Source organism: Pseudomonas sp. GNP012 (assembly GCF_054343835.1).
Genome location: NZ_JBTGUU010000001.1, coordinates 5,105,352 through 5,124,069, shown reverse-complemented (window position 1 = coordinate 5,124,069; position 18,718 = coordinate 5,105,352). Strand labels below are relative to the sequence as shown.

Genomic DNA, 18,718 nt, shown 5'->3' with positions numbered 1-18,718 from the left:
GTTATGCCCATTGCGCAACTGATCAGCCCGCAAGCACTGGACCTGAAAAAGGATCAGCCGGGGCTGGTGATTCTCGATTGTCGTTTTGCCCTTGAAGACCCGGATTACGGTCAGCGCAGCTATGCCGAAGGGCACATCGCCGGTTCGAGCTATGCCGACCTCGAGCGTGATTTGAGTGGCGCGGTGGTCAAGGGCGTGACCGGGCGCCATCCGCTGCCCGAGCCGGCGCAACTGATCGAGCGCCTGCAGGCTTGGGGCATCAACGCCGATAGCGAGGTGGTTCTGTACGATGACGGCCCGGGTGCCTATGCGGCGCGGGCCTGGTGGTTGCTGGCCTGGTTGGGCAAGCGCGACGGTGTATCTATCCTCGATGGCGGCCTCAAGGCCTGGCACGCGGCCGGTTTGCCGCTGAGCCTGGATGCGCCGGCGATCATCCGTGGCTCCTTCACTGGCAGTCCTGACACGGCGTTGCTGATCAGTGCCGAACGGCTGCAGAAGCGCCTCACCCGGCCGGAACTGACCCTGCTCGATGCCCGCGCACTGCCGCGTTTCAAGGGGGAAGTGGAACCGATCGATCCGATTGCCGGGCACATTCCCGGCGCTCAATGTGCGGCGTTTACCGACAACCTGGGCAGTGACGGGCGTTTTCTGCCGGCCGATCAGCTCAAGCAGCGCTTTGCCGCAAAACTGGGCGATCGTTCGCCGAAGGATCTGGTGGCGTACTGCGGTTCCGGCGTGACGGCGTGCCACAACCTGTTTGCGTTGTGTCTGGCCGGTTATCCGTTGGGTTCGTTGTATGCCGGTTCGTGGAGTGAGTGGATCAACGAGCCTGCGCGGGGCATTGCCACAGGCGAATAAACACACATCCCCTGTGGGAGCTGGCTTGCCAGCGATGGCGGTGGCACAGTCAACATCATCGTTGAATGTGATGGCCTCATCGCGAGCAAGCTCGCTCCCACAGGGGGCGTCGCTGTTTGTGAAATATCGTCAGGATTCGAATGACTGCCGAGCTGTGCGATACGCCCCCGGTCCAACCCCATACACCTGCTTGAACTGTCGACTCAGGTGGCTCTGGTCGGCAAACCCCAGTTGCATGGCGACTTCCAGCGGCAGACAACCACTCTGCAGCAACGCCCGCGCCCGTGCGATGCGCTGTTGCATCAACCAGGTGTGCGGCGGCATGCCGGTGGCCCGACGGAACACCCGGGCGAAATGGAAGGGCGAGAGGTTGACCGCCGCCGCCAGCGTCTCCAGTGAGGGCGGCGCTGCCAGTTGCGCGTGCAGCAATTCCTTGGCCAGGCTCACGGCTCGGTGTTCCTTGCCGGGTTTACCGGCATCGGGCACCGCCGCGTGACGCTGCAACAGCGACAGCACCAGTTCGCGCCAGACCGTTTGTTGCTGCAAGGCGGTGGCGGGGCTTTCCAGCAAGCGATGGAGTTGGCAGAAGCCGTTCACCAGGTCCTGGTCGCGATACAGCGTGGCACCGAAAGCCGGCAGGTGGTGGGTCGGCAGTTCGAGTTCGGCCAGCAGCGAGGTTATCTGCCCGCTGTCCGGATAAAACGCCCGGTAAAGCCAGCCATCCTCGGTGCCTTTGTGGCCGGTGTGCAATTCATCGGGGTTGATCAGCACCAGCGTGCCGCTGCCCGCGAGGTGTTCGGCACCGCGATAGCGATAACGCTGGGCACCGGCCATGATCATGCCGATCACATAGCCGTCATGCACATGCGGGGCAAAACGATGATCGATGTAGCGGGCGGACAGCAACTCGACCCCGGCCAGGGGCGGGGTTTGCCAGAAGTGAATTGACTCGCCCTGGTCAGCGTCCATGATTCAAGCGCGCCCTGTGGCGGCCAGCCACTCGGGGATGCGCCGTTCAAGGTAGTAACCCGGTTGCCTGAGCGTGCCGTCGACGAAGCCGACATGCCCGCCCTTGGCTTGCAGTTCGAATTGCGTGGATGCAGACAACTCGTCGGCGTGCGGCAGGCTGTGGGGAAACACGAACGGATCGTCGGCGGCCTGGATCATCAAGGTCGGCGTGCGAATTTCGCCAAGGAAATAGCGACTTGATGCACGGCGATAGTAATCCTCTGCATCGGCGAACCCGTGCAGTGGCGCGGTGACGCGGCCATCGAAATCCCAGAACGTGCGCATGTTTTCCAGTGATCCGAGGGCCGCCAGGGCGGCTAGTCCATCCTCGCGTCCGTCGTGCTGGAACTGTCGCTGTTTGTTCTTGATGTAGGCGACCATCTCGCGCATGAAATGTGCCTGGTAAACCTTGGAGAAACCCTGGCCGATGCGGTCGGCGCACTGGTCCAGGCGGAACGGCACCGATACCGCCACGGCTGCCGTCACGCCGCTGTCGCTGCCGGTTTCGCCCAGATGCTTGAGCAGGACATTACCCCCGAGGGAGTAACCCACCGCATACAGTGGCGCGAGAGGTCGTTTGGCCCGCAGGTGTTTGATCGCTTCAGCCAGGTCTTCACTGGCACCGGAGTGGTAACTGCGTGGCAGCAGATTGGGCTCGCCCGAGCAACCGCGCCAGTTCAGCGCGACACTGGCCCAACCCCGGTCACCCAGGGTTTTTTGCAAGCCAGCGACATAAGGTGAATTCGAGGACCCGGTGAGCCCGTGCAGCACCAGCACCAAGGGCGCGTCGACGCTGTGCGGACCGTGCCAGTCCAGATCGAGAAAATCGCCATCATCAAGCCACAGGCGTTCGCGTTCGCGGCCGATGTGCACGGTTTTACGCCACAGCGGCCCCCACAAGGTTTGCAAGTGCGGGTTACCGAGGCCGAAGGCTGGGGTGAAGCGTTCTGGCGGATGGGGCACGTTCTTTCTCGATGCAGCGGTGCGTAGCGGGTACGCACCTTTTTCAGGCCGGTCGATTAACCGGCGATCTCTGCCATACGTTGCCACAACGAGTAGTAGACGCGCCCGGATTTCTGCTCGCGGTGCAGGCGCCAGTTCTCCGGCAGGCCCAGGGTCGACGGCGCGGACTCGCTTTCGGTGTACACCCAGGCATCTTCGGCCAGCCATTGGCGCTCTTCGAGCAACTTGCAAACGGCGGGCAGCAGGTTCTGGTTGAACGGTGGGTCGAGGAACACCAGGTCGTAGGCCGTTGCTGTCTGGGTTTCCAGATATCGCAGGGCATCGGCGGTCTGGACCTGGCCGTTGGTGCACCGCAGGGTGCCCAGGTGCTCTTTCAGGCTGGACACCGCGATGCTGCTGGCGTCCAGCGCCTGGCCCATGGCCGCGCCGCGGGACAGGGCTTCGAGGAACAGCGCGCCGCTGCCGGTGAACGGGTCGAGCACCTTGGCGCCCGGCACGTAAGGCGCGAGCCAGTTGAACAGGGTTTCACGCACGCGGTCTGGCGTCGGGCGCAGGCCCGGGGCGTCGGGGAAGCTCAACTTACGGCTGCGCCATTCGCCACCGATGATGCGCAACTGGTTCACGCCGTTATGGACGTTTTTGGCGGGTTTCTTGGGACTGGCCATTAATGCTCCGGAACCCCGAGCGGCTGCTCGGAAGGTTTATCAGTAGGGGCCGGTAACGGCTTTTGCGGCACGGTCGGGCCAGCGCTGACGATGACCATTTTGTCCGTGCCCAGGTGTTTGTTCATGGCGGCTTTGACCTGTTCGACGGTCAAGGCCTGAGACTGTTGCATGAATTCTTCCAGGTGGCTCAACGGCAGGTTGTAGAAACCGATGGCGCCCAGTTGGCCGACAATATCGGCGTTGCTGGCGGTGGACAGCGGGAAGCTGCCGGCCAGTTCGCGCTTGGCGTCGTCGAGCTCCTTTTCGGTCGGGCCGGTTTCAAGGTAGTCGGCCAGGACGTCCTGCACCAGTTTCAGGGTGCCTTCGCTCATCTCGGCGCGGGTCTGCAGGTTGATCATGAACGGGCCGCGCACCTGCATCGGGGTGAAGCCCGAATACACGCCGTAAGTCAGGCCACGCTTCTCGCGCACTTCGCTCATCAACCGGGTGCCGAAACCGCCGCCACCGAGAATCTGGTTACCCATGGACAACGCCGCGTAGTCTGGATCGTCGCGATCGATGCCCAATTGCGCGAGCATCAGGTTGGTCTGCTTGGACGGGAACTCTATGTGGCCGATGCTCGCCTTCGGCTCAGTCGGCTGCGCGACTTTTGGCAATGCCGGACCTTTGGGCAGGGCGGCGGAAACCTGTGCGGCAATCGTTTCGGCTTCGGCGCGGGACAGGTCGCCGACCAGCGCGATCACCACGTTACCCGCTGCGTAGGCTTTCTCGTGGAAAGCACGCAGCTGTGCCTGGGTGATCGCCGGTACGCTTTTCGCCGTGCCGTCGCTGGAATGCGCGTACGGGTGATCACCGTACAAGCGGCTCATCAGTTCCAGGCTCGCCAGTTTGCCGGGGTTCTGTTTCTGGTATTCGAAACCGGCGAGCATCTGGTTCTTGATGCGCAGCAGTGAGTCGGCAGGGAAGGTCGGCTTGCCGATGACTTCGGCAAACAGCTTCAGGGCCGGCTCGCGCTTGTCCTTGGTACTCAGGCTGCGCAGTGAAGCGATTGCCATGTCTTTGTAAGCACCGTTGCCGAAATCGGCGCCCAGGCCTTCGAAGCCCTGGGCAATGGCGCCGACGTCTTTGCCGGCCACGCCTTCGTTGAGCATGGCGTTGGTCAACAGCGCCAGGCCCGGCGTATCGCCGTCCTGGCTGCTGCCGGCGGCGAAGATCAGGCGCATGTCGAACATCGGCAGCTCATGGGCTTCGACGAACAGCACCTTGGTGCCTTCGGCCGTGTTCCAGGTCTGCACGTCCAGCTTGCGGTGGTCCGGCGCCTTGCCGTTGAGCTCGGTCAGCGATTGCAGTTTCTGGCTGGCCTTGGCTTTGTCCAGGGCTTCACTGGCACTGGTTTCGCCGGAGCGTGACAGATAGAACGCGGCAGAGCCGATAACGGCGGCAGCGATCAGCCCGATCAGGACCAGGCGGGAGGGTTTACGCTCACTCATGAGTCGTCTCCAGAGGCAGTACATGGGCGACGCTGAGACGTTCGCGGGTGAAATACAGCTTGGCGGCTTTCTGGATATCTTCCGGAGTGACGCTTTCCAGGTCGGCCAGTTCGGTGTCCATCAGCCGCCATGACAGGCCGACGGTTTCCAGTTGGCCAATGGCTGTGGCCTGGCTGGTGATCGAGTCACGCTCGTAGACCAGGCCGGCGATGACTTGTGCACGAACCCGTTCGAGTTCTTCGGCAGTCGGCGCAGTAGTTTTCAACTGATCGAGCAGCTTCCACAATCCGGCTTCTGCCTGGGCGATGGTCTTGTGTTTCTGCGAGTTTGGCGATGCCGACAGGGTGAACAGGCTATCGCCACGGGTGTAGGCGTCGTAACTCGACGAGCCGCCGGACACCAGTTCTTCTGCGCGCTCCAGTTGCGTCGGGATGCGCCCGCTGTAGCCGCCGTCGAGCAGCGCCGAGATCAGGCGCAGGGCATTGACCAGGCGTTTGTCTTCGGCGGTGGCAATGCTCGGCACGTTGAAGGCCAGCATCAGGCTGGGCAGTTGGGTTTGCACATGCAGGGTGATCTGGCGCTCGCCCGGTTCGGCCAGCTCCAGCGGCTTTTTCGCGGCCGGCACATCACGCTTGGCGATCGGGCCGAAATAGCGTTGGGCCAGAGCCTTGACTTCGTCAGGCGTCACGTCGCCGACCACCACCAGCGTGGCGTTGTTCGGCACGTACCAGGTCTTGTACCAGTGGCGCAGTTCTTCGACCTTCATTCGCTCAAGATCGGCCATCCAGCCGATGGTCGGCGTGTGATAGCCGCTGGCCGGGTAAGCCATGGCCTTGAAGCGCTCATAGGCTTTGGACATCGGCTTGTCGTCGGTGCGCAGGCGACGTTCTTCCTTGATGACCTCGATTTCCTTGGCGAACTCGTCGGCCGGCAGGCGCAGGCTGACCATGCGGTCGGCTTCCAGTTCGAAGGCTACGCCCAGGCGATCCCGGGCCAGCACCTGGTAGTACGCGGTGAAGTCGTCGCTGGTGAATGCATTCTCTTCGGCGCCGAGGTCGCGCAGGATCAGCGAGGCTTCACCGGGGCCGACCTTCTCGCTGCCCTTGAACATCATGTGTTCCAGAGCGTGGGACAGGCCGGTATTGCCCGGCGTCTCATAGCTGGAGCCGACCTTGTACCAGACCTGGGAAACCACAACAGGCGCACGATGGTCTTCGCGCACGACCACCTTCAAGCCATTGTCGAGAGTGAATTCGTGGGTGGGTTGCGGGTCGGCAGCCAGGGCCGAAAGGGGCAGGCAAACTGTGCTGAGCAGCAGGCCTGCGGCGCGGCGGGCAAGAGCATTCATTCGTTTTCAAACCTTTGGGGCTGCCCGCTTGTTCTTAGCGTCAGCGGGCGAGAGGGTGCTAGGATACTGATCCGTTTTACTGGCGGCCACGCCTATCAGGCCTTTGATTGGCCTGCGGGTTGTATGGGTTACCGGCAGAAACTTTGAGTTTGTCAGCTAAACTCTGCGTTTTCGCCGACGATGCCGTTTCAGTCCTTCGTATTAGTCGACCTTTGAGGTGCCGTTGGCACCTCGACAAAATGTTGCGCGTGAACAAGCTGGGTCAATCACAGTCTGTTCTGCATCGATTATTTATTTACCGGGGCGCCATTGGCGCGTCGCTACCGTGAGATAGCCGTCCTCCATGTTTGGTTCCAACGACGACAAGAAGACCCCAGCTGCGGCTGGCGAGAAGAAAAGCCTGTTCGGATGGCTGCGCAAAAAGCCGCAGGAACCCGTCGTCGAACAGCCACAAGCCATTCCTGAGCCAGCGCCGACGCCGGTCCCGGTAATAGAAGAAGCGCCCGCGCCGGTTGTTCTGCCGGTTGCCGAGCCGTTGCTGCAACCCAAGGTCGAAGCCGCTCCCGAACCCGTTAGCAAAATTGTCACCGAGCGGCCGCTGGCCCCTACAGCCGAACCGTGGTTGACCCTGCCGGTAGCCGAAGAGCCCGTGGCATTGGTCGAAAATGACCTGGCCCCCCACGTGACCCCGCCGATTCCGGCCCCGGCAGCGTTTACGCCTGCACCGGTTCACGCGCCTGTGGTCGAAGCGATGGTTGAACCCGCCGTCGTGGCCGAGCCTGTTCCCGTTGTCAGCCAGCCAGAGGTTCCGGTATTCGTTGCTCCGGTTGCTCCGGTTGCTCAAGCGCCGGCCCCCGCTCCGACGCCTGCGCCGATCACGACGCCCGTCGAAAACCCGGTAGAACCCGTACGCACCGAAGAAACCAAAGCCGGTTTCTTCGCCCGCCTCAAGCAGGGCCTGTCCAAGACCAGCGCCAGTATCGGCGAAGGCATGGCCAGCCTGTTCCTGGGCAAAAAGGTCATTGATGATGAACTGCTCGAGGACCTCGAAACCCGTTTGCTGACCGCCGACGTCGGTGTCGAAGCCACTTCGGTGATCATTCAGCGTCTGACGCAGAAGGTTGCGCGCAAGGAGCTGGCCGACGCCGACGCCCTGTACAAATCCCTGCAAGCCGAGCTGGCGGCCATGCTCAAGCCCGTCGAGCAGCCGCTGAAAATCGCCTCGCAGAACAAACCGTTCGTGATTCTGGTCGTCGGCGTCAACGGTGCTGGCAAGACCACCACCATCGGCAAGCTGGCTAAGAAACTGCAGCTGGAAGGCAAGAAAGTCATGCTTGCCGCCGGCGACACCTTCCGTGCTGCGGCGGTAGAGCAGTTGCAGGTCTGGGGCGAGCGTAACAAGATCCCGGTGATCGCCCAGCATACTGGCGCTGACTCGGCCTCGGTGATCTTCGATGCCGTGCAGGCCGCCAAGGCTCGCGGCATCGATGTGCTGATCGCCGACACTGCCGGCCGCCTGCACACCAAAGACAACCTGATGGAAGAGCTGAAAAAGGTTCGCCGGGTGATCGGCAAGCTCGACGCCGACGCACCCCACGAAGTGCTCCTGGTGCTTGACGCCGGCACGGGCCAGAACGCCATCAACCAGGCCAAACAATTCAACCAGACCGTCGAACTGACCGGCCTGGCGCTGACCAAGCTCGACGGCACCGCCAAAGGCGGGGTGATTTTCGCCCTGGCCAAGCAATTCGGCCTGCCGATCCGCTACATCGGCGTTGGCGAAGGCATCGATGATTTGCGTACCTTTGAAGCAGAACCCTTTGTCCAGGCATTGTTTGCCGAGCGGGAGCGTTCATGATTCGTTTCGAACAGGTCGGTAAGCGCTACCCGAACGGTCACGTCGGCTTGCATGAGCTGAGCTTTCGAGTCCGTCGTGGCGAGTTTCTGTTTGTCACCGGCCATTCCGGCGCCGGTAAAAGCACCTTGTTGCGGCTGTTGCTGGCCATGGAGCGTCCGACCAGCGGCAAATTGCTGCTCGCCGGGCAAGACCTGAGCACCATCAGCAACGCACAGATTCCTTTCCTGCGTCGGCAGATCGGCGTGGTGTTCCAGAATCACCAGTTGTTGTTCGATCGCACGGTGTTCAATAACGTCGCGTTGCCTTTGCAGATCCTGGGGCTGTCCAAGGCCGAGATCGCCAAGCGCGTGGACTCGGCGCTGGAGCGAGTAGCGCTGTCGGATAAAACCGATTTGTACCCGGGCGACCTGTCCACCGGTCAGCAGCAGCGCGTCGGCATCGCCCGCGCCATCGTCCATCGCCCGGCCTTGCTGCTGGCGGATGAACCGACCGGTAACCTCGACCCGCGTCTGGCCGCCGAGATCATGGGTGTGTTCGAAGACATCAATCGCCTGGGCACCAGCGTGCTGATCGCCAGTCACGACCTGGCCCTGATCGCTCGCATGCGCCATCGCATGCTGACGCTGCAACGCGGTCGATTGATCGGTGACGGGGAGGCCGCGGTATGAGTGCAACACGTAGCCCCAAGGTTTCCGAGCGCGTGGCCCCGAAAGCCGCCGATCCGCAGCCGCAAAAGAAAAAACACGACGATGACGACGGGCCGGACTTCGCCACGTTGTTCCGCGCCTGGATCGAAAGCCATCGCGCCAGCATGGTCGACAGCCTGCGCCGCCTGGGTAAGCAGCCTATCGGCAGTTTTTTCACCTGCATGGTGATGGCGGTGGCCCTGAGCTTGCCCATGGGGCTGTCACTTTTGCTAAGTAACGTCGAGCGTCTGGGTGGTTCCTGGCAGCGCGCGGCGCAGATTTCCCTGTATCTGGACCTTGAGGCCAAGCCGGCCGAAGGTGAATCGCTGCGCGATCAGATCAAGGGCATGCCGGGCGTCGCCGACGCCGAATACGTTGGCCGGGATCAGGCGCTGGAAGAGTTCCAGCAACAGTCGGGGCTGGGCGAGGCGCTCAAGGAATTGCCGGAGAACCCGCTGCCGGGCGTGGTCCTGGTGACGCCGAACGAGGTCGACAAGCCGGCCCTTGAAGCATTAAGACAAAAACTATCCGAGCTGCCGAAGGTACAGCAGGCGCAACTTGATTTAGTCTGGGTCGAGCGTCTGGCAGCCATCCTCAAGCTGGGTGACCGTTTTGTCTTCGGTCTGACCGTGCTTCTGGTTTCTGCATTACTTTTGGTGATAGGCAATACCATTCGTCTTCATATTGAAAACCGCCGCACAGAGATAGAAGTGATTAAACTGGTTGGCGGCACTGACAGCTATGTGCGCAGGCCCTTCCTGTACATGGGGGCGCTGTATGGCTTCGGTGCGGGGATTCTGTCCTGGGGCGTGCTTGCGTTCGGCCTTGATTGGCTGAACGACGCGGTGGTAGGGCTGGCCGGTCTGTACGGTAGTGATTTTGCGCTGGCTGGAGTGCCAGTTGCCGACGGTCTGTCTCTCTTGCTTGGCGCGGTGCTGTTGGGGTATATCGGTGCATGGATTGCAGTCGCACGCCACCTGAGGGAGCTTGCGCCTAAGTAGTATCATTTTGCTCGTATTGACCTTTCAGCGTTTATGGGGTTTAGGGAACTTGTCTTTCGGTTTCCGGTCAATTTTCGCAGTGCTGAACTGCACGAGTTTGTAAGTCGGAGGTTTTTTCGTATGACCAATTCTTTGCAACCTGCATATGCTCTGGTCCCGGGTGCGAACCTGGAGGCCTATGTGCACACCGTCAACAGCATTCCATTGCTGTCGCCGGAGCAGGAGCGTGAACTGGCCGAGAGTCTCTATTATGAGCAGGATTTGGGGGCGGCTCGGCAGATGGTGCTCGCCCACCTGCGTTTTGTCGTACATATCGCCCGTAGCTATTCCGGCTACGGCCTGGCTCAGGCTGACCTGATCCAGGAAGGCAACGTCGGCCTGATGAAGGCCGTGAAGCGCTTCAACCCGGAAATGGGCGTGCGCCTGGTGTCCTTTGCCGTGCACTGGATCAAGGCGGAAATCCACGAGTTCATCCTGCGCAACTGGCGCATCGTGAAAGTCGCGACCACCAAGGCCCAGCGCAAGCTGTTCTTCAACCTGCGCAGCCAGAAAAAACGCCTGGCCTGGTTGAACAACGAGGAAGTTCATCGCGTCGCTGAAAGCCTGGGCGTAGAGCCTCGGGAAGTGCGCGAGATGGAAAGCCGCCTGACCGGCCATGACATGGCCTTCGACCCGGCTGCCGAAGCGGACGACGACAGTGCTTTCCAGTCGCCGGCCAACTATCTGGAAGACCACCGGTACGATCCGGCACGTCAACTGGAAGACGCCGACTGGAGCGACAACTCCAATCACAACCTGCACGAAGCGCTGGAAGTGCTGGACGACCGTAGTCGTGACATTCTCTACCAGCGCTGGCTGGCGGAAGAAAAAGCCACGCTGCACGACCTGGCGCAGAAGTACAACGTGTCGGCCGAGCGTATTCGCCAGCTCGAGAAGAGCGCGATGAACAAGCTCAAGTTGTCGATCGCTGCGTAACTGGCGAGCAGGCAGTAAAAAAACCGAGCAGTGATCCTGTGGGAGCGAGCTTGCTCGCGATGAGGTCCGAACATTCAATACATAAGTTGAATGTCAGGCCGTCATCGCGGGCAAGCCCGCTCCCACAGTGGTTTTCAGGGCCTGAAGAATTGTGATCGGTTATTGGGACCAAGGCGCCCGGCGCGAATCGTTCAGCCCGACCAGATAGCTGTCCCCACCCAACTGGCTCATCTGCTGCCTGATCCAGCCAGCCCGGCGTGAAACGTAGGAAGTCGGATGGCTTGCGCTCCAGACCCGCGGGTTTGGCAGTACGGCGGCCAGCAAGCTCGATTGCTGTAGGCTGAGGTTTTTCGCGCTGGTCCCAAAATGATGCCGTGCCGCAGCCTCTGCGCCAAACACCCCGTCATCCCACTCAACGCTATTCAGGTACACCTCAAGAATTCGCTGCTTTGGCCAGAACACTTCGATCAGCCCGGTGAACCAGGCTTCCAGGCCTTTGCGCAGCCAGCTGCGGCCAGACCACAGGAACAGGTTTTTCGAGACTTGCTGGCTGAGTGTGCTGGCGCCACGGATCGAACCGCCGCGCTCGTTATGGGCAAACGCCGCCTGAATCGCGCCGATATCGAAGCCCCAGTGCTCCGGGAATTTCTGGTCTTCGCCGGCAATCACCGCGACTTTCAGGTCGTCGGAGATCTCGTCCCAGGGTTTCCAGGTCCGTTGCAGGTCGATGGGCTCACCGTCAAACCAGGATTCGATCTTGCGCTCGACCATCAGCGTCGTCCCCGGAGGCGGCACCACGCGAAAGATCAGCACCAGCAATACGCTGCCACCCATGAACCAGAGCACGGCCTTGGAGAAATGACGGAAATAGATACGCAGCATAGAGATGGCTTGGCCGAACCCGTTGAGCGGGCCATTATACAGACCCTTTGGATCGAAACTGACTGGAGTTCTGCATGCTGCGTGGCTTTCTGATGCTGGCCGCTTTTTTCGGCTTCACCGGTGTCGGCCTCGGGGCCTTTGCCGCCCATGGCCTGAAGAACCGCCTGAGCGCCGAGTACCTGGCGATCTTCCACACTGGCGTCACCTACCAACTGGTGCACGCCCTGGCGTTGCTCGGTATCGCAGCGCTGGCCGCGCAGGTTCCCGGTCGTTTGGTCACCTGGGCCGGCGCATCGTTTGCCGTCGGAATCCTGCTGTTTTCCGGCAGTCTTTACGTGCTGACGCTGACGGGTATCAGCAAGCTCGGCATCATCACGCCTTTCGGCGGTCTAGCATTCCTCGTGGGCTGGTTCTGCCTGGGACTCGCCGCCTGGCGCTTGCAGCTTACCGCTTGACGCTTGTTGCTGACCTTTAGGTCATGATCGGGCTAGAATGCCTGCCCCAAAAAATGATGGCGGCATCCGGCATGCGCATTCAGTTGAACGGCGAATCCTTTGAACTGCCCGACGGTGAAACCGTTGCGGCCCTGATCACCCGTCTGGACCTGACCGGACGCCGGGTGGCGGTCGAACTCAATCTGGATATCGTCCCGCGCAGTCAGCATGCAGACACCACGTTGAACGACGGCGACAACGTCGAAGTGGTGCACGCCATCGGCGGCGGCTAGTAGTTTCGGCCGAGTGGCCACAGAATTCTGCAAGAACCTCACCCCTACAGAGGATTTCCCATGAGCATCGTTCGCAGCGACAAGCCTTTCGTCCTGGCTGGTCGTACTTACCAGTCGCGTTTGCTGGTCGGTACCGGCAAGTACCGTGACATGGAAGAAACCCGCCTGGCCATCGAAGCCTCGGGTGCCGAGATCGTCACCTTCGCCGTGCGCCGCACCAACCTCGGTCAGATCGAGGGCGAGCCGAACCTGCTCGAAGTGCTGTCGCCGGATCGCTACACCTTCCTGCCGAACACCGCCGGTTGCTACGACGCCATCGAAGCCGTGCGCACCTGCCGCCTGGCCCGTGAGCTGCTCGATGGCCACAATCTGGTGAAGCTGGAAGTGCTGGCCGATCAGAAAACCCTGTTCCCCAACGTGATCGAAACCCTCAAGGCCGCTGAAACGCTGGTCAAGGAAGGCTTCGACGTGATGGTCTACACCAGCGATGACCCGATCATCGCCCGGCAACTGGCGGAAATCGGTTGCATCGCGGTGATGCCACTGGCCGGACTGATCGGTTCGGGTCTGGGTATCTGCAATCCGTACAACCTGCAGATCATCCTCGAAGAAGCCAAAATCCCGGTGCTGGTGGATGCCGGCGTCGGTACCGCTTCCGACGCCACCATCGCCATGGAGCTGGGTTGTGATGCGGTGCTGATGAACTCGGCCATTGCCCACGCCCAGCAGCCGGTCATGATGGCTGAAGCCATGAAACATGCGATCGTCGCAGGCCGCCTGTCTTACCTTGCCGGGCGTATGCCGAAAAAACTCTATGCCAGCGCCTCTTCGCCGCTGGATGGTCTGATCAAGTAAGAGCCATTGATGACTGAATCGAACGACACGCCAATCCAGGCGGAAGAAGGCGACGAGCGCCAACACCGCCGCATCAAGAGTTTCGTGATGCGCGCCGGGCGCATGACCGAAGGCCAGCAACGCGGCCTGGAGCAGGGCGCGCCGCTGTTCGTGCTGCCGCTGGCCGACGCGCCGGTGAATTTCGACCAGGTGTTCGGTCGCTCGGCACCGCGCTCGCTGGAAATCGGTTTCGGCATGGGCCATTCGTTGCTGGAAATGGCAGCGGCTGCGCCGGACCAGGACTTCATCGGCGTCGAGGTTCACCGTCCGGGTGTCGGGGCGCTGCTCAATGGCGTGCTGACGCAAGGCCTGACCAACCTGCGGGTCTACGATTGCGATGCGATCGAAGTGCTCAACCGCTGTGTGGCCGATAACAGCCTTGATCGCCTGATGCTGTTTTTCCCGGATCCGTGGCACAAGAGCCGTCACCACAAGCGTCGTATCGTCCAGGCGTCCTTCGCCGAGCTGGTACGCAGCAAGTTGAAGGTCGGCGGCATTCTGCACATGGCCACCGACTGGGAACCGTACGCAGAATACATGCTGGAAGTGATGAACGTTGCGCCGGGTTACCGCAACCTGGCCGAAGACGGCAAGTGCGTACCGCGCCCGGCCGAGCGCCCGATCACCAAGTTCGAACGCCGTGGCGAGCGTCTTGGGCATGGCGTTTGGGATTTGAAGTTCGAGAAGCAGTCCTAAGCATCACCCAATACTAACTGTGGGAGCGAGCCTGCTCGCGAAGAGGGAGTGTCAGTCGACAGAAGTGCTGTCTGACACACCGCATTCGCGAGCAAGCCCGCTCCCACATTTGTTTTGTGTGTGGCTTGAGATCAGCGGCGGTCAGCTACTACGCCAATGAGTACCAGCACCACCAACAACACCGGCGCCAGGCTGTAGTTGTTGAATTGGCTCAAGCCGCGTACGACCCATGGTGTGGCGTAGATCAGCGCTGCACCGCTGCCGATCATGCACAGCAGGGCCATCAGTGGCACGCGCAAGGCGCCAGCGATGCTGCCCAGGCGCTGCTCGACCCAGCCTTTGAAATCCGCACCAAACAGCACCAGCAGGCAGCCCACCAGGGCCAGGGCGATTTCCGAGAGGTTGCTGCGGCTCCAGCGAGACACGGTGGCAAGCAGGTCGAGTACCAAATCCATTCGATTTCCTTATGTCAGAAATTTCTGCAGCAAGTCGTTGAGGAAGAGTTGTCCGCGTTCGGTGGCTACCAGGCGTGACGGTTCGACCTGCAACAGGCCGCTTTGTTCGGCTTCACGTCGGCCTTCGGCAAGGCTTTCCAGGGGCATGCCGGTACGTTCAGGGTACAGCCGCGATTCGACGCCTTCTGTCAGGCGCAGCGCGTTCATCAGGAATTCGAACGGCATTTCGTCGTTGGTCAGCGCTTTCTCGCCGGCCCGGAAGCTTTTCGCCGGATTCAGGTAATCCTTCGGCAGGCGGGTTTTCCAGGTGCGGACAATGCGCCCGTCCGGGTGACTGAGCTTGCCGTGGGCACCGGCGCCAATGCCGATGAAGTCGCCAAAACTCCAGTAGTTAAGGTTGTGTCGCGCCGGGCGACCGGGCAGGGCATAGGCCGAGACTTCGTACTGTGCGTAACCGTGTTCGGCCAGCAGCGCTTGCCCGGCCTCCTGAATGTCCCACAGCGTGTCGTCTTCCGGCAGTGTCGGCGGCTGGTTCCAGAACACCGTGTTCGGTTCCAGGGTCAGTTGATACCATGACAGGTGTGTCGGTTTCAGGGCGATGGCTGTGCGCAGGTCGGCCAAGGCATCGTCCAGGGACTGATTCGGCAAGCCATGCATCAAGTCCAGGTTGAAGTTATCGAAGCCGGCCTGCCGCGCCATGCCGGCGGCACGTACGGCTTCGTCGCCGTTGTGAATCCGGCCCAGGGCCTGGAGTTTTTCCTGCTGGAAGCTCTGGATGCCGATCGACAGGCGGTTGATCCCCAGTTTCCGGTACGCCACGAACTTGTCTTGCTCGAACGTACCCGGGTTGGCTTCTAGCGTGATTTCGATGTCGCTGGCAAAGGGGATGCGTTGTTCGACGCCTTTGAGCAAGCGACCCAGGGAATCGGCACTGAACAGGCTCGGCGTGCCACCACCAAAGAAGATCGAGCTCAGTTCACGGCCATAGACGGCGTGCAGGTCCTGGTCGAGATCCGCCAGCAACGCGTCGACATACTCTTCTTCCGGCAGCACAGGGCTGGCGGTGTGGGAGTTGAAGTCGCAATAAGGGCATTTGCGCACACACCACGGGATGTGGATGTACAGCGCCAGGGGCGGCAACACAGGCAATGCCGCCCGGGGCGATGAAGCGTCGCCGCCGAAGATCAGCGGCGACGCGGATGATTCACGGGTCATTTCAAGCCCAGACGCTGGCGCAGCAGATCCATTGCACGGGCGCGGTGGCTGATCTGGTTCTTGTCGGCAGGGCTCAACTCGGCGCTGGAGCAATCGCGCTCCGGCACCCAGAACAGCGGGTCGTAGCCAAAACCGTGTTCGCCGCTGGCCTGGGTCAGGATTCGCCCGTGCCACAAACCTTCGCAGAGGATCGGCAACGGATCGTCGGCGTGACGTACCAGTGCCAGCACGCAGACGAACTGCGCCCCACGCTCGGCTTCAGGTACGTCTTTCAGCACGTCGAGGAGCTTGGCGTTGTTCGCTGCATCGCCCTTGCCGTCGGCATAACGCGCCGAATAAATGCCAGGCGCACCACCGAGGAAATCCACCGCCAGCCCGGAATCGTCGGCCAGCGCCGGCAAACCGGAAATGCGCGCGGCATTACGGGCCTTGAGGATGGCGTTCTCGACGAACGACAGACCGGTTTCTTCAGGCTCGACGCTGCTGAACTCGCCGATCGAGCGCAGATGCACCGACTCGCCGAGCATGGCCTGGAGTTCCTTGAGTTTGCCGGCGTTATGGCTGGCCAATACGAGTTGCGTGAAGTTGATCATTGGCCAGGGAAGAGCTCTTGGTTGAAATTGATGGTGTTGATTTTGTCACCGGTCTGCACCTTGATCTCGAAGGTGCGGACTTCCTGCTGATCCACCGGATATTGCGCGATGTAGTAGATCGCGCCTTGTTCGGTGATCTGTTTGAACTTCAGTGGCACGGTCTGGCTGGTCAGGTCTTTGACCGAACCGCTCACCTGGGCCATCAGTGGCTTGCCTTCCTTGAGCACCGAGATATTGATCACGCCCTGGTTCTTGCTGCGGACCAGTTCGGCGGACTTGGCAATGTCCGGGGTCAGGTAGGTGGAGTTGAAGGTGTTGTAGTGCACCGTCACGTCGCCGAAGGTTTCCTGGCGCTCGCCCTTGATGGCTTCGGCGCCCATGGCGGTGACGCTCAGGCAGGCAGTGAGTAGAAACAAAGCAAGACGACCCATGATCGTTCTCCTTGAAATAAGTTGGATCAGACCGCGACCTTGTGGTCGGAAAGTCCCGGACTGCTGACGCGGTAGATTCCGATCTCACCTAACAGATTAGGCCATAGCTTACTGGCCCACCCGTGCCGATGCTGTTGATCCACGGCAAGCCGATCAATGACCTTCGCTTCACGTTCGCGACACAAGGCTTCAAAGTCCGCGAAGGTGCAGAAGTGGATGTTCGGCGTGTTGTACCAGGTGTACGGCAGGAACTCGGAAACCGGCATCCGGCCCTTGCTCGCCAGGTACCAGCGGCAGCGCCAGTGACCGAAATTCGGGAAGGTGATGATGCACTGACGGCCCACGCGCAGCATTTCTTCGAGGATCTTGTCCGGGTAATGCACGGCTTGCAGCGCCTGGGTCATGACCACGATGTCGAAACTGTTGCTGGCGAAGTTGCCCAGGCCCTTGTCCAGGTCCTGTTCGATGACGTTGATGCCCTTGGCCACGCACTCGGCAATGTTGTCGGCGTCGTTTTCCAGGCCATAACCGGTGACCTGCTTGTTGTCGCGCAGCCATGTCAGCAGTTCGCCATCGCCGCACCCGAGGTCGAGCACGCGGCTGCCGGCGGGGATCCATTCCTGGATGATTTCCAGATCAGCTCTCATGGCTTTCTCACAACGTAATGCGGTTCATGTAATTGCCGAATGCCTGCAGGTAGCGCGGGATCGGAATCAGGAAGGCGTCGTGGCCTTGCGGTGCGTCGATCTCGAGGTAGCAGACGTCCTTGCGCGCGGCCATCAGCGCGTCCACCAGCTCGCGCGAGCGGGCAGGGGAGAAGCGCCAGTCGGTGGTGAACGACATCACGCAGAACTTGGCTTTGGCACCTTCAAAGGTTTTCGCCAGGTTATCGTCGAAGTTCGCCGCCGGATCGAAGTAATCGAGCGCCTTGGTCATCAACAGGTACGTGTTGGCATCAAAGCGCCCGGAGAACTCTTCGCCCTGATAGCGCAGGTAGCTTTCGACCTGGAACTCGACGCTGTGGAAGTCGTAGTTGAGCTTCTCGCTCTTCAGGCCGCGGCCGAATTTTTCGCCCATGGAGTCGTCGGACAGGTAGGTGATGTGCCCGACCATCCGCGCCAGCATCAGGCCGCGCTTGGGGATCACGCCCTGTTCCTGGAACGAACCGCCGTGGAATTCGGGGTCGGTGAGGATCGCCTGGCGCGCCACTTCGTTGAACGCGATGTTCTGTGCCGACAGCTTGGGGGCCGAGGCGATGGCCAGGCAGTGACGGATGCGGTCGGGGTAGGTGATGCTCCATTGCATCGCTTGCATGCCGCCGAGGCTGCCGCCGATCACGGCCGCGAACTGGGCGATGCCGAGGCGATCGGCCAGGCGCGCCTGACTGTGCACCCAATCCTCGACGGTCAATACCGGGAAATCGGCGCCGAACGGCTTGCCGGTGTCCGGGTTGATGCTGCTCGGGCCGGTGGAGCCGTTGCAGCCGCCGAGGTTGTTCAGGCTGACCACGAAGAATTTGTTGGTGTCGATTGGCTTGCCGGGGCCGATGCAGCTGTCCCACCAACCGGGTTTACGGTCGTCGGCGCTGTGGTAGCCAGCAGCGTGGTGGTGCCCGGACAAGGCGTGGCAGATCAGCACGGCGTTGCTCGCCGTGGCGTTGAGCGTGCCGTAGGTTTCGTAGATCAGGTCATAGGCCGGGAGCGAACGACCACAGGCCAAAGCCAGCGGCTCGCTGAAGTGCGCCACTTGCGGCGTCACCAGACCAACAGAATCGGGGGGAAAGGCAGCTGGCATCGACCCTGCTCTCATTGAAATGAGGCGTAAGTCTAAAGACCGCTGGGGTTAGCGGCAAGCAAAGGCCGGGCCTGATTTCTTTCAGTAAGACCGAGGTGCACCATTCGCGAGCAAGCCCGCTCCCACAGAGGAGCGCATTACCCTGTGGGAGCGGGCTTGCTCGCGAATGAGGCGACTCG

At 61.3% G+C, this 18,718-nt stretch carries 21 protein-coding genes; 9 read left to right on the top strand and 12 right to left on the bottom strand.

Going from position 1 to position 18,718, the window contains the following annotated elements; translation table 11 throughout:
• The first annotated feature begins 3 nt into the window (after nt 1–3).
• Entirely contained in the window at nt 4–858 is an 855-nt protein-coding gene (locus ACXX83_RS23210) for a sulfurtransferase (RefSeq protein WP_458549704.1), read from the top strand.
• Between the two features lie 129 nt (nt 859–987).
• Here the strand turns inward: ACXX83_RS23210 and ACXX83_RS23205 are convergent, their stop codons facing one another.
• From ACXX83_RS23205 to ACXX83_RS23185, 5 genes are read right to left on the bottom strand one after another with little or no spacing between them, the layout of a single operon-like run.
• The gene (locus ACXX83_RS23205) at nt 988–1,827 is read right to left on the bottom strand and encodes an AraC family ligand binding domain-containing protein (RefSeq protein WP_458549703.1); all 840 of its coding nucleotides are present in this window, start codon (nt 1,825–1,827) and stop codon (nt 988–990) included.
• Nucleotides 1,828–1,830: 3 nt separating this feature from the next.
• On the bottom strand, nt 1,831–2,829 hold the full coding sequence (locus ACXX83_RS23200) for a hydrolase (RefSeq protein WP_458549702.1): 999 nt from the start codon (nt 2,827–2,829) through the stop codon (nt 1,831–1,833).
• 56 nt (nt 2,830–2,885) lie between these two features.
• Entirely contained in the window at nt 2,886–3,494 is a 609-nt protein-coding gene (rsmD, locus tag ACXX83_RS23195) for a 16S rRNA (guanine(966)-N(2))-methyltransferase RsmD (protein WP_015097219.1), read from the bottom strand.
• Nucleotides 3,494–4,984 carry a M16 family metallopeptidase gene (locus ACXX83_RS23190; RefSeq protein WP_458549701.1) on the bottom strand — a complete coding sequence of 497 codons (1,491 nt, stop codon included), beginning with the start codon at nt 4,982–4,984 and terminating at the stop codon, nt 3,494–3,496. The genes rsmD and ACXX83_RS23190 overlap by 1 nt, the downstream gene beginning before the upstream one ends.
• A complete protein-coding gene (locus ACXX83_RS23185) occupies nt 4,977–6,332 on the bottom strand; it encodes a M16 family metallopeptidase (protein WP_458549700.1) in 1,356 nt (451 codons plus the stop codon). Before ACXX83_RS23185 ends, ACXX83_RS23190 begins: the two co-directional genes overlap by 8 nt.
• A 343-nt stretch (nt 6,333–6,675) precedes the next feature.
• Here ACXX83_RS23185 and ftsY point away from each other — a divergent pair, with 343 nt between their 5' ends.
• The 4 genes from ftsY (at nt 6,676) to rpoH (ending at nt 10,852) form a co-directional block, all read left to right on the top strand.
• Nucleotides 6,676–8,190, top strand: a complete 1,515-nt coding sequence (gene ftsY, locus ACXX83_RS23180) for a signal recognition particle-docking protein FtsY (RefSeq protein WP_458549699.1) — start codon at nt 6,676–6,678, stop codon at nt 8,188–8,190.
• The gene (gene ftsE / locus ACXX83_RS23175) at nt 8,187–8,858 is read left to right on the top strand and encodes a cell division ATP-binding protein FtsE (RefSeq protein ID WP_007975383.1); all 672 of its coding nucleotides are present in this window, start codon (nt 8,187–8,189) and stop codon (nt 8,856–8,858) included. The genes ftsY and ftsE overlap by 4 nt, the downstream gene beginning before the upstream one ends.
• Nucleotides 8,855–9,877 (top strand): permease-like cell division protein FtsX, encoded by a 1,023-nt coding sequence (gene ftsX / locus ACXX83_RS23170; protein WP_007975385.1) that lies wholly within the window; start codon nt 8,855–8,857, stop codon nt 9,875–9,877. Before ftsE ends, ftsX begins: the two co-directional genes overlap by 4 nt.
• Before the next feature lie 120 nt (nt 9,878–9,997).
• A complete protein-coding gene (gene rpoH / locus ACXX83_RS23165) occupies nt 9,998–10,852 on the top strand; it encodes an RNA polymerase sigma factor RpoH (protein ID WP_007975386.1) in 855 nt (284 codons plus the stop codon).
• Between the two features lie 159 nt (nt 10,853–11,011).
• Here the strand turns inward: rpoH and mtgA are convergent, their stop codons facing one another.
• The gene (gene mtgA / locus ACXX83_RS23160) at nt 11,012–11,734 is read right to left on the bottom strand and encodes a monofunctional biosynthetic peptidoglycan transglycosylase (RefSeq protein WP_458549698.1); all 723 of its coding nucleotides are present in this window, start codon (nt 11,732–11,734) and stop codon (nt 11,012–11,014) included.
• Between the two features lie 74 nt (nt 11,735–11,808).
• On the opposite strand from mtgA, the gene ACXX83_RS23155 reads away from it, so the two are divergent.
• From ACXX83_RS23155 to trmB, 4 genes are all read left to right on the top strand, one after another.
• Nucleotides 11,809–12,189 (top strand): DUF423 domain-containing protein, encoded by a 381-nt coding sequence (locus ACXX83_RS23155; RefSeq protein WP_217836618.1) that lies wholly within the window; start codon nt 11,809–11,811, stop codon nt 12,187–12,189.
• 71 nt (nt 12,190–12,260) lie between these two features.
• On the top strand, nt 12,261–12,461 hold the full coding sequence (thiS, locus tag ACXX83_RS23150) for a sulfur carrier protein ThiS (protein ID WP_160386128.1): 201 nt from the start codon (nt 12,261–12,263) through the stop codon (nt 12,459–12,461).
• Between the two features lie 60 nt (nt 12,462–12,521).
• Nucleotides 12,522–13,316, top strand: a complete 795-nt coding sequence (locus ACXX83_RS23145; protein WP_458549697.1) for a thiazole synthase — start codon at nt 12,522–12,524, stop codon at nt 13,314–13,316.
• Between the two features lie 9 nt (nt 13,317–13,325).
• Complete coding sequence (gene trmB / locus ACXX83_RS23140) at nt 13,326–14,051, top strand: tRNA (guanosine(46)-N7)-methyltransferase TrmB (protein ID WP_458549696.1); 726 nt, start codon at nt 13,326–13,328, stop codon at nt 14,049–14,051.
• A 131-nt stretch (nt 14,052–14,182) separates the two neighbouring features.
• On the opposite strand, the gene ACXX83_RS23135 is transcribed toward trmB, so the two are convergent.
• From ACXX83_RS23135 to metX, 6 genes are read right to left on the bottom strand one after another with little or no spacing between them, the layout of a single operon-like run.
• On the bottom strand, nt 14,183–14,506 hold the full coding sequence (locus ACXX83_RS23135) for a DUF3392 domain-containing protein (RefSeq protein ID WP_007975393.1): 324 nt from the start codon (nt 14,504–14,506) through the stop codon (nt 14,183–14,185).
• 9 nt (nt 14,507–14,515) lie between these two features.
• Nucleotides 14,516–15,721, bottom strand: a complete 1,206-nt coding sequence (gene hemW / locus ACXX83_RS23130; RefSeq protein WP_458549695.1) for a radical SAM family heme chaperone HemW — start codon at nt 15,719–15,721, stop codon at nt 14,516–14,518.
• Nucleotides 15,718–16,314: an RdgB/HAM1 family non-canonical purine NTP pyrophosphatase gene (rdgB, locus tag ACXX83_RS23125; protein WP_007975395.1), complete on the bottom strand. Its 597-nt coding sequence runs from the start codon at nt 16,312–16,314 to the stop codon at nt 15,718–15,720. The genes hemW and rdgB overlap by 4 nt, the downstream gene beginning before the upstream one ends.
• Entirely contained in the window at nt 16,311–16,745 is a 435-nt protein-coding gene (locus ACXX83_RS23120) for a DUF4426 domain-containing protein (RefSeq protein ID WP_095964210.1), read from the bottom strand. Before ACXX83_RS23120 ends, rdgB begins: the two co-directional genes overlap by 4 nt.
• Before the next feature lie 26 nt (nt 16,746–16,771).
• Nucleotides 16,772–17,392 carry a methionine biosynthesis protein MetW gene (gene metW / locus ACXX83_RS23115; RefSeq protein ID WP_007975398.1) on the bottom strand — a complete coding sequence of 207 codons (621 nt, stop codon included), beginning with the start codon at nt 17,390–17,392 and terminating at the stop codon, nt 16,772–16,774.
• Between the two features lie 7 nt (nt 17,393–17,399).
• The gene (metX, locus tag ACXX83_RS23110; protein WP_015097209.1) at nt 17,400–18,539 is read right to left on the bottom strand and encodes a homoserine O-succinyltransferase MetX; all 1,140 of its coding nucleotides are present in this window, start codon (nt 18,537–18,539) and stop codon (nt 17,400–17,402) included.
• Nucleotides 18,540–18,718: the final 179 nt, after the last annotated feature.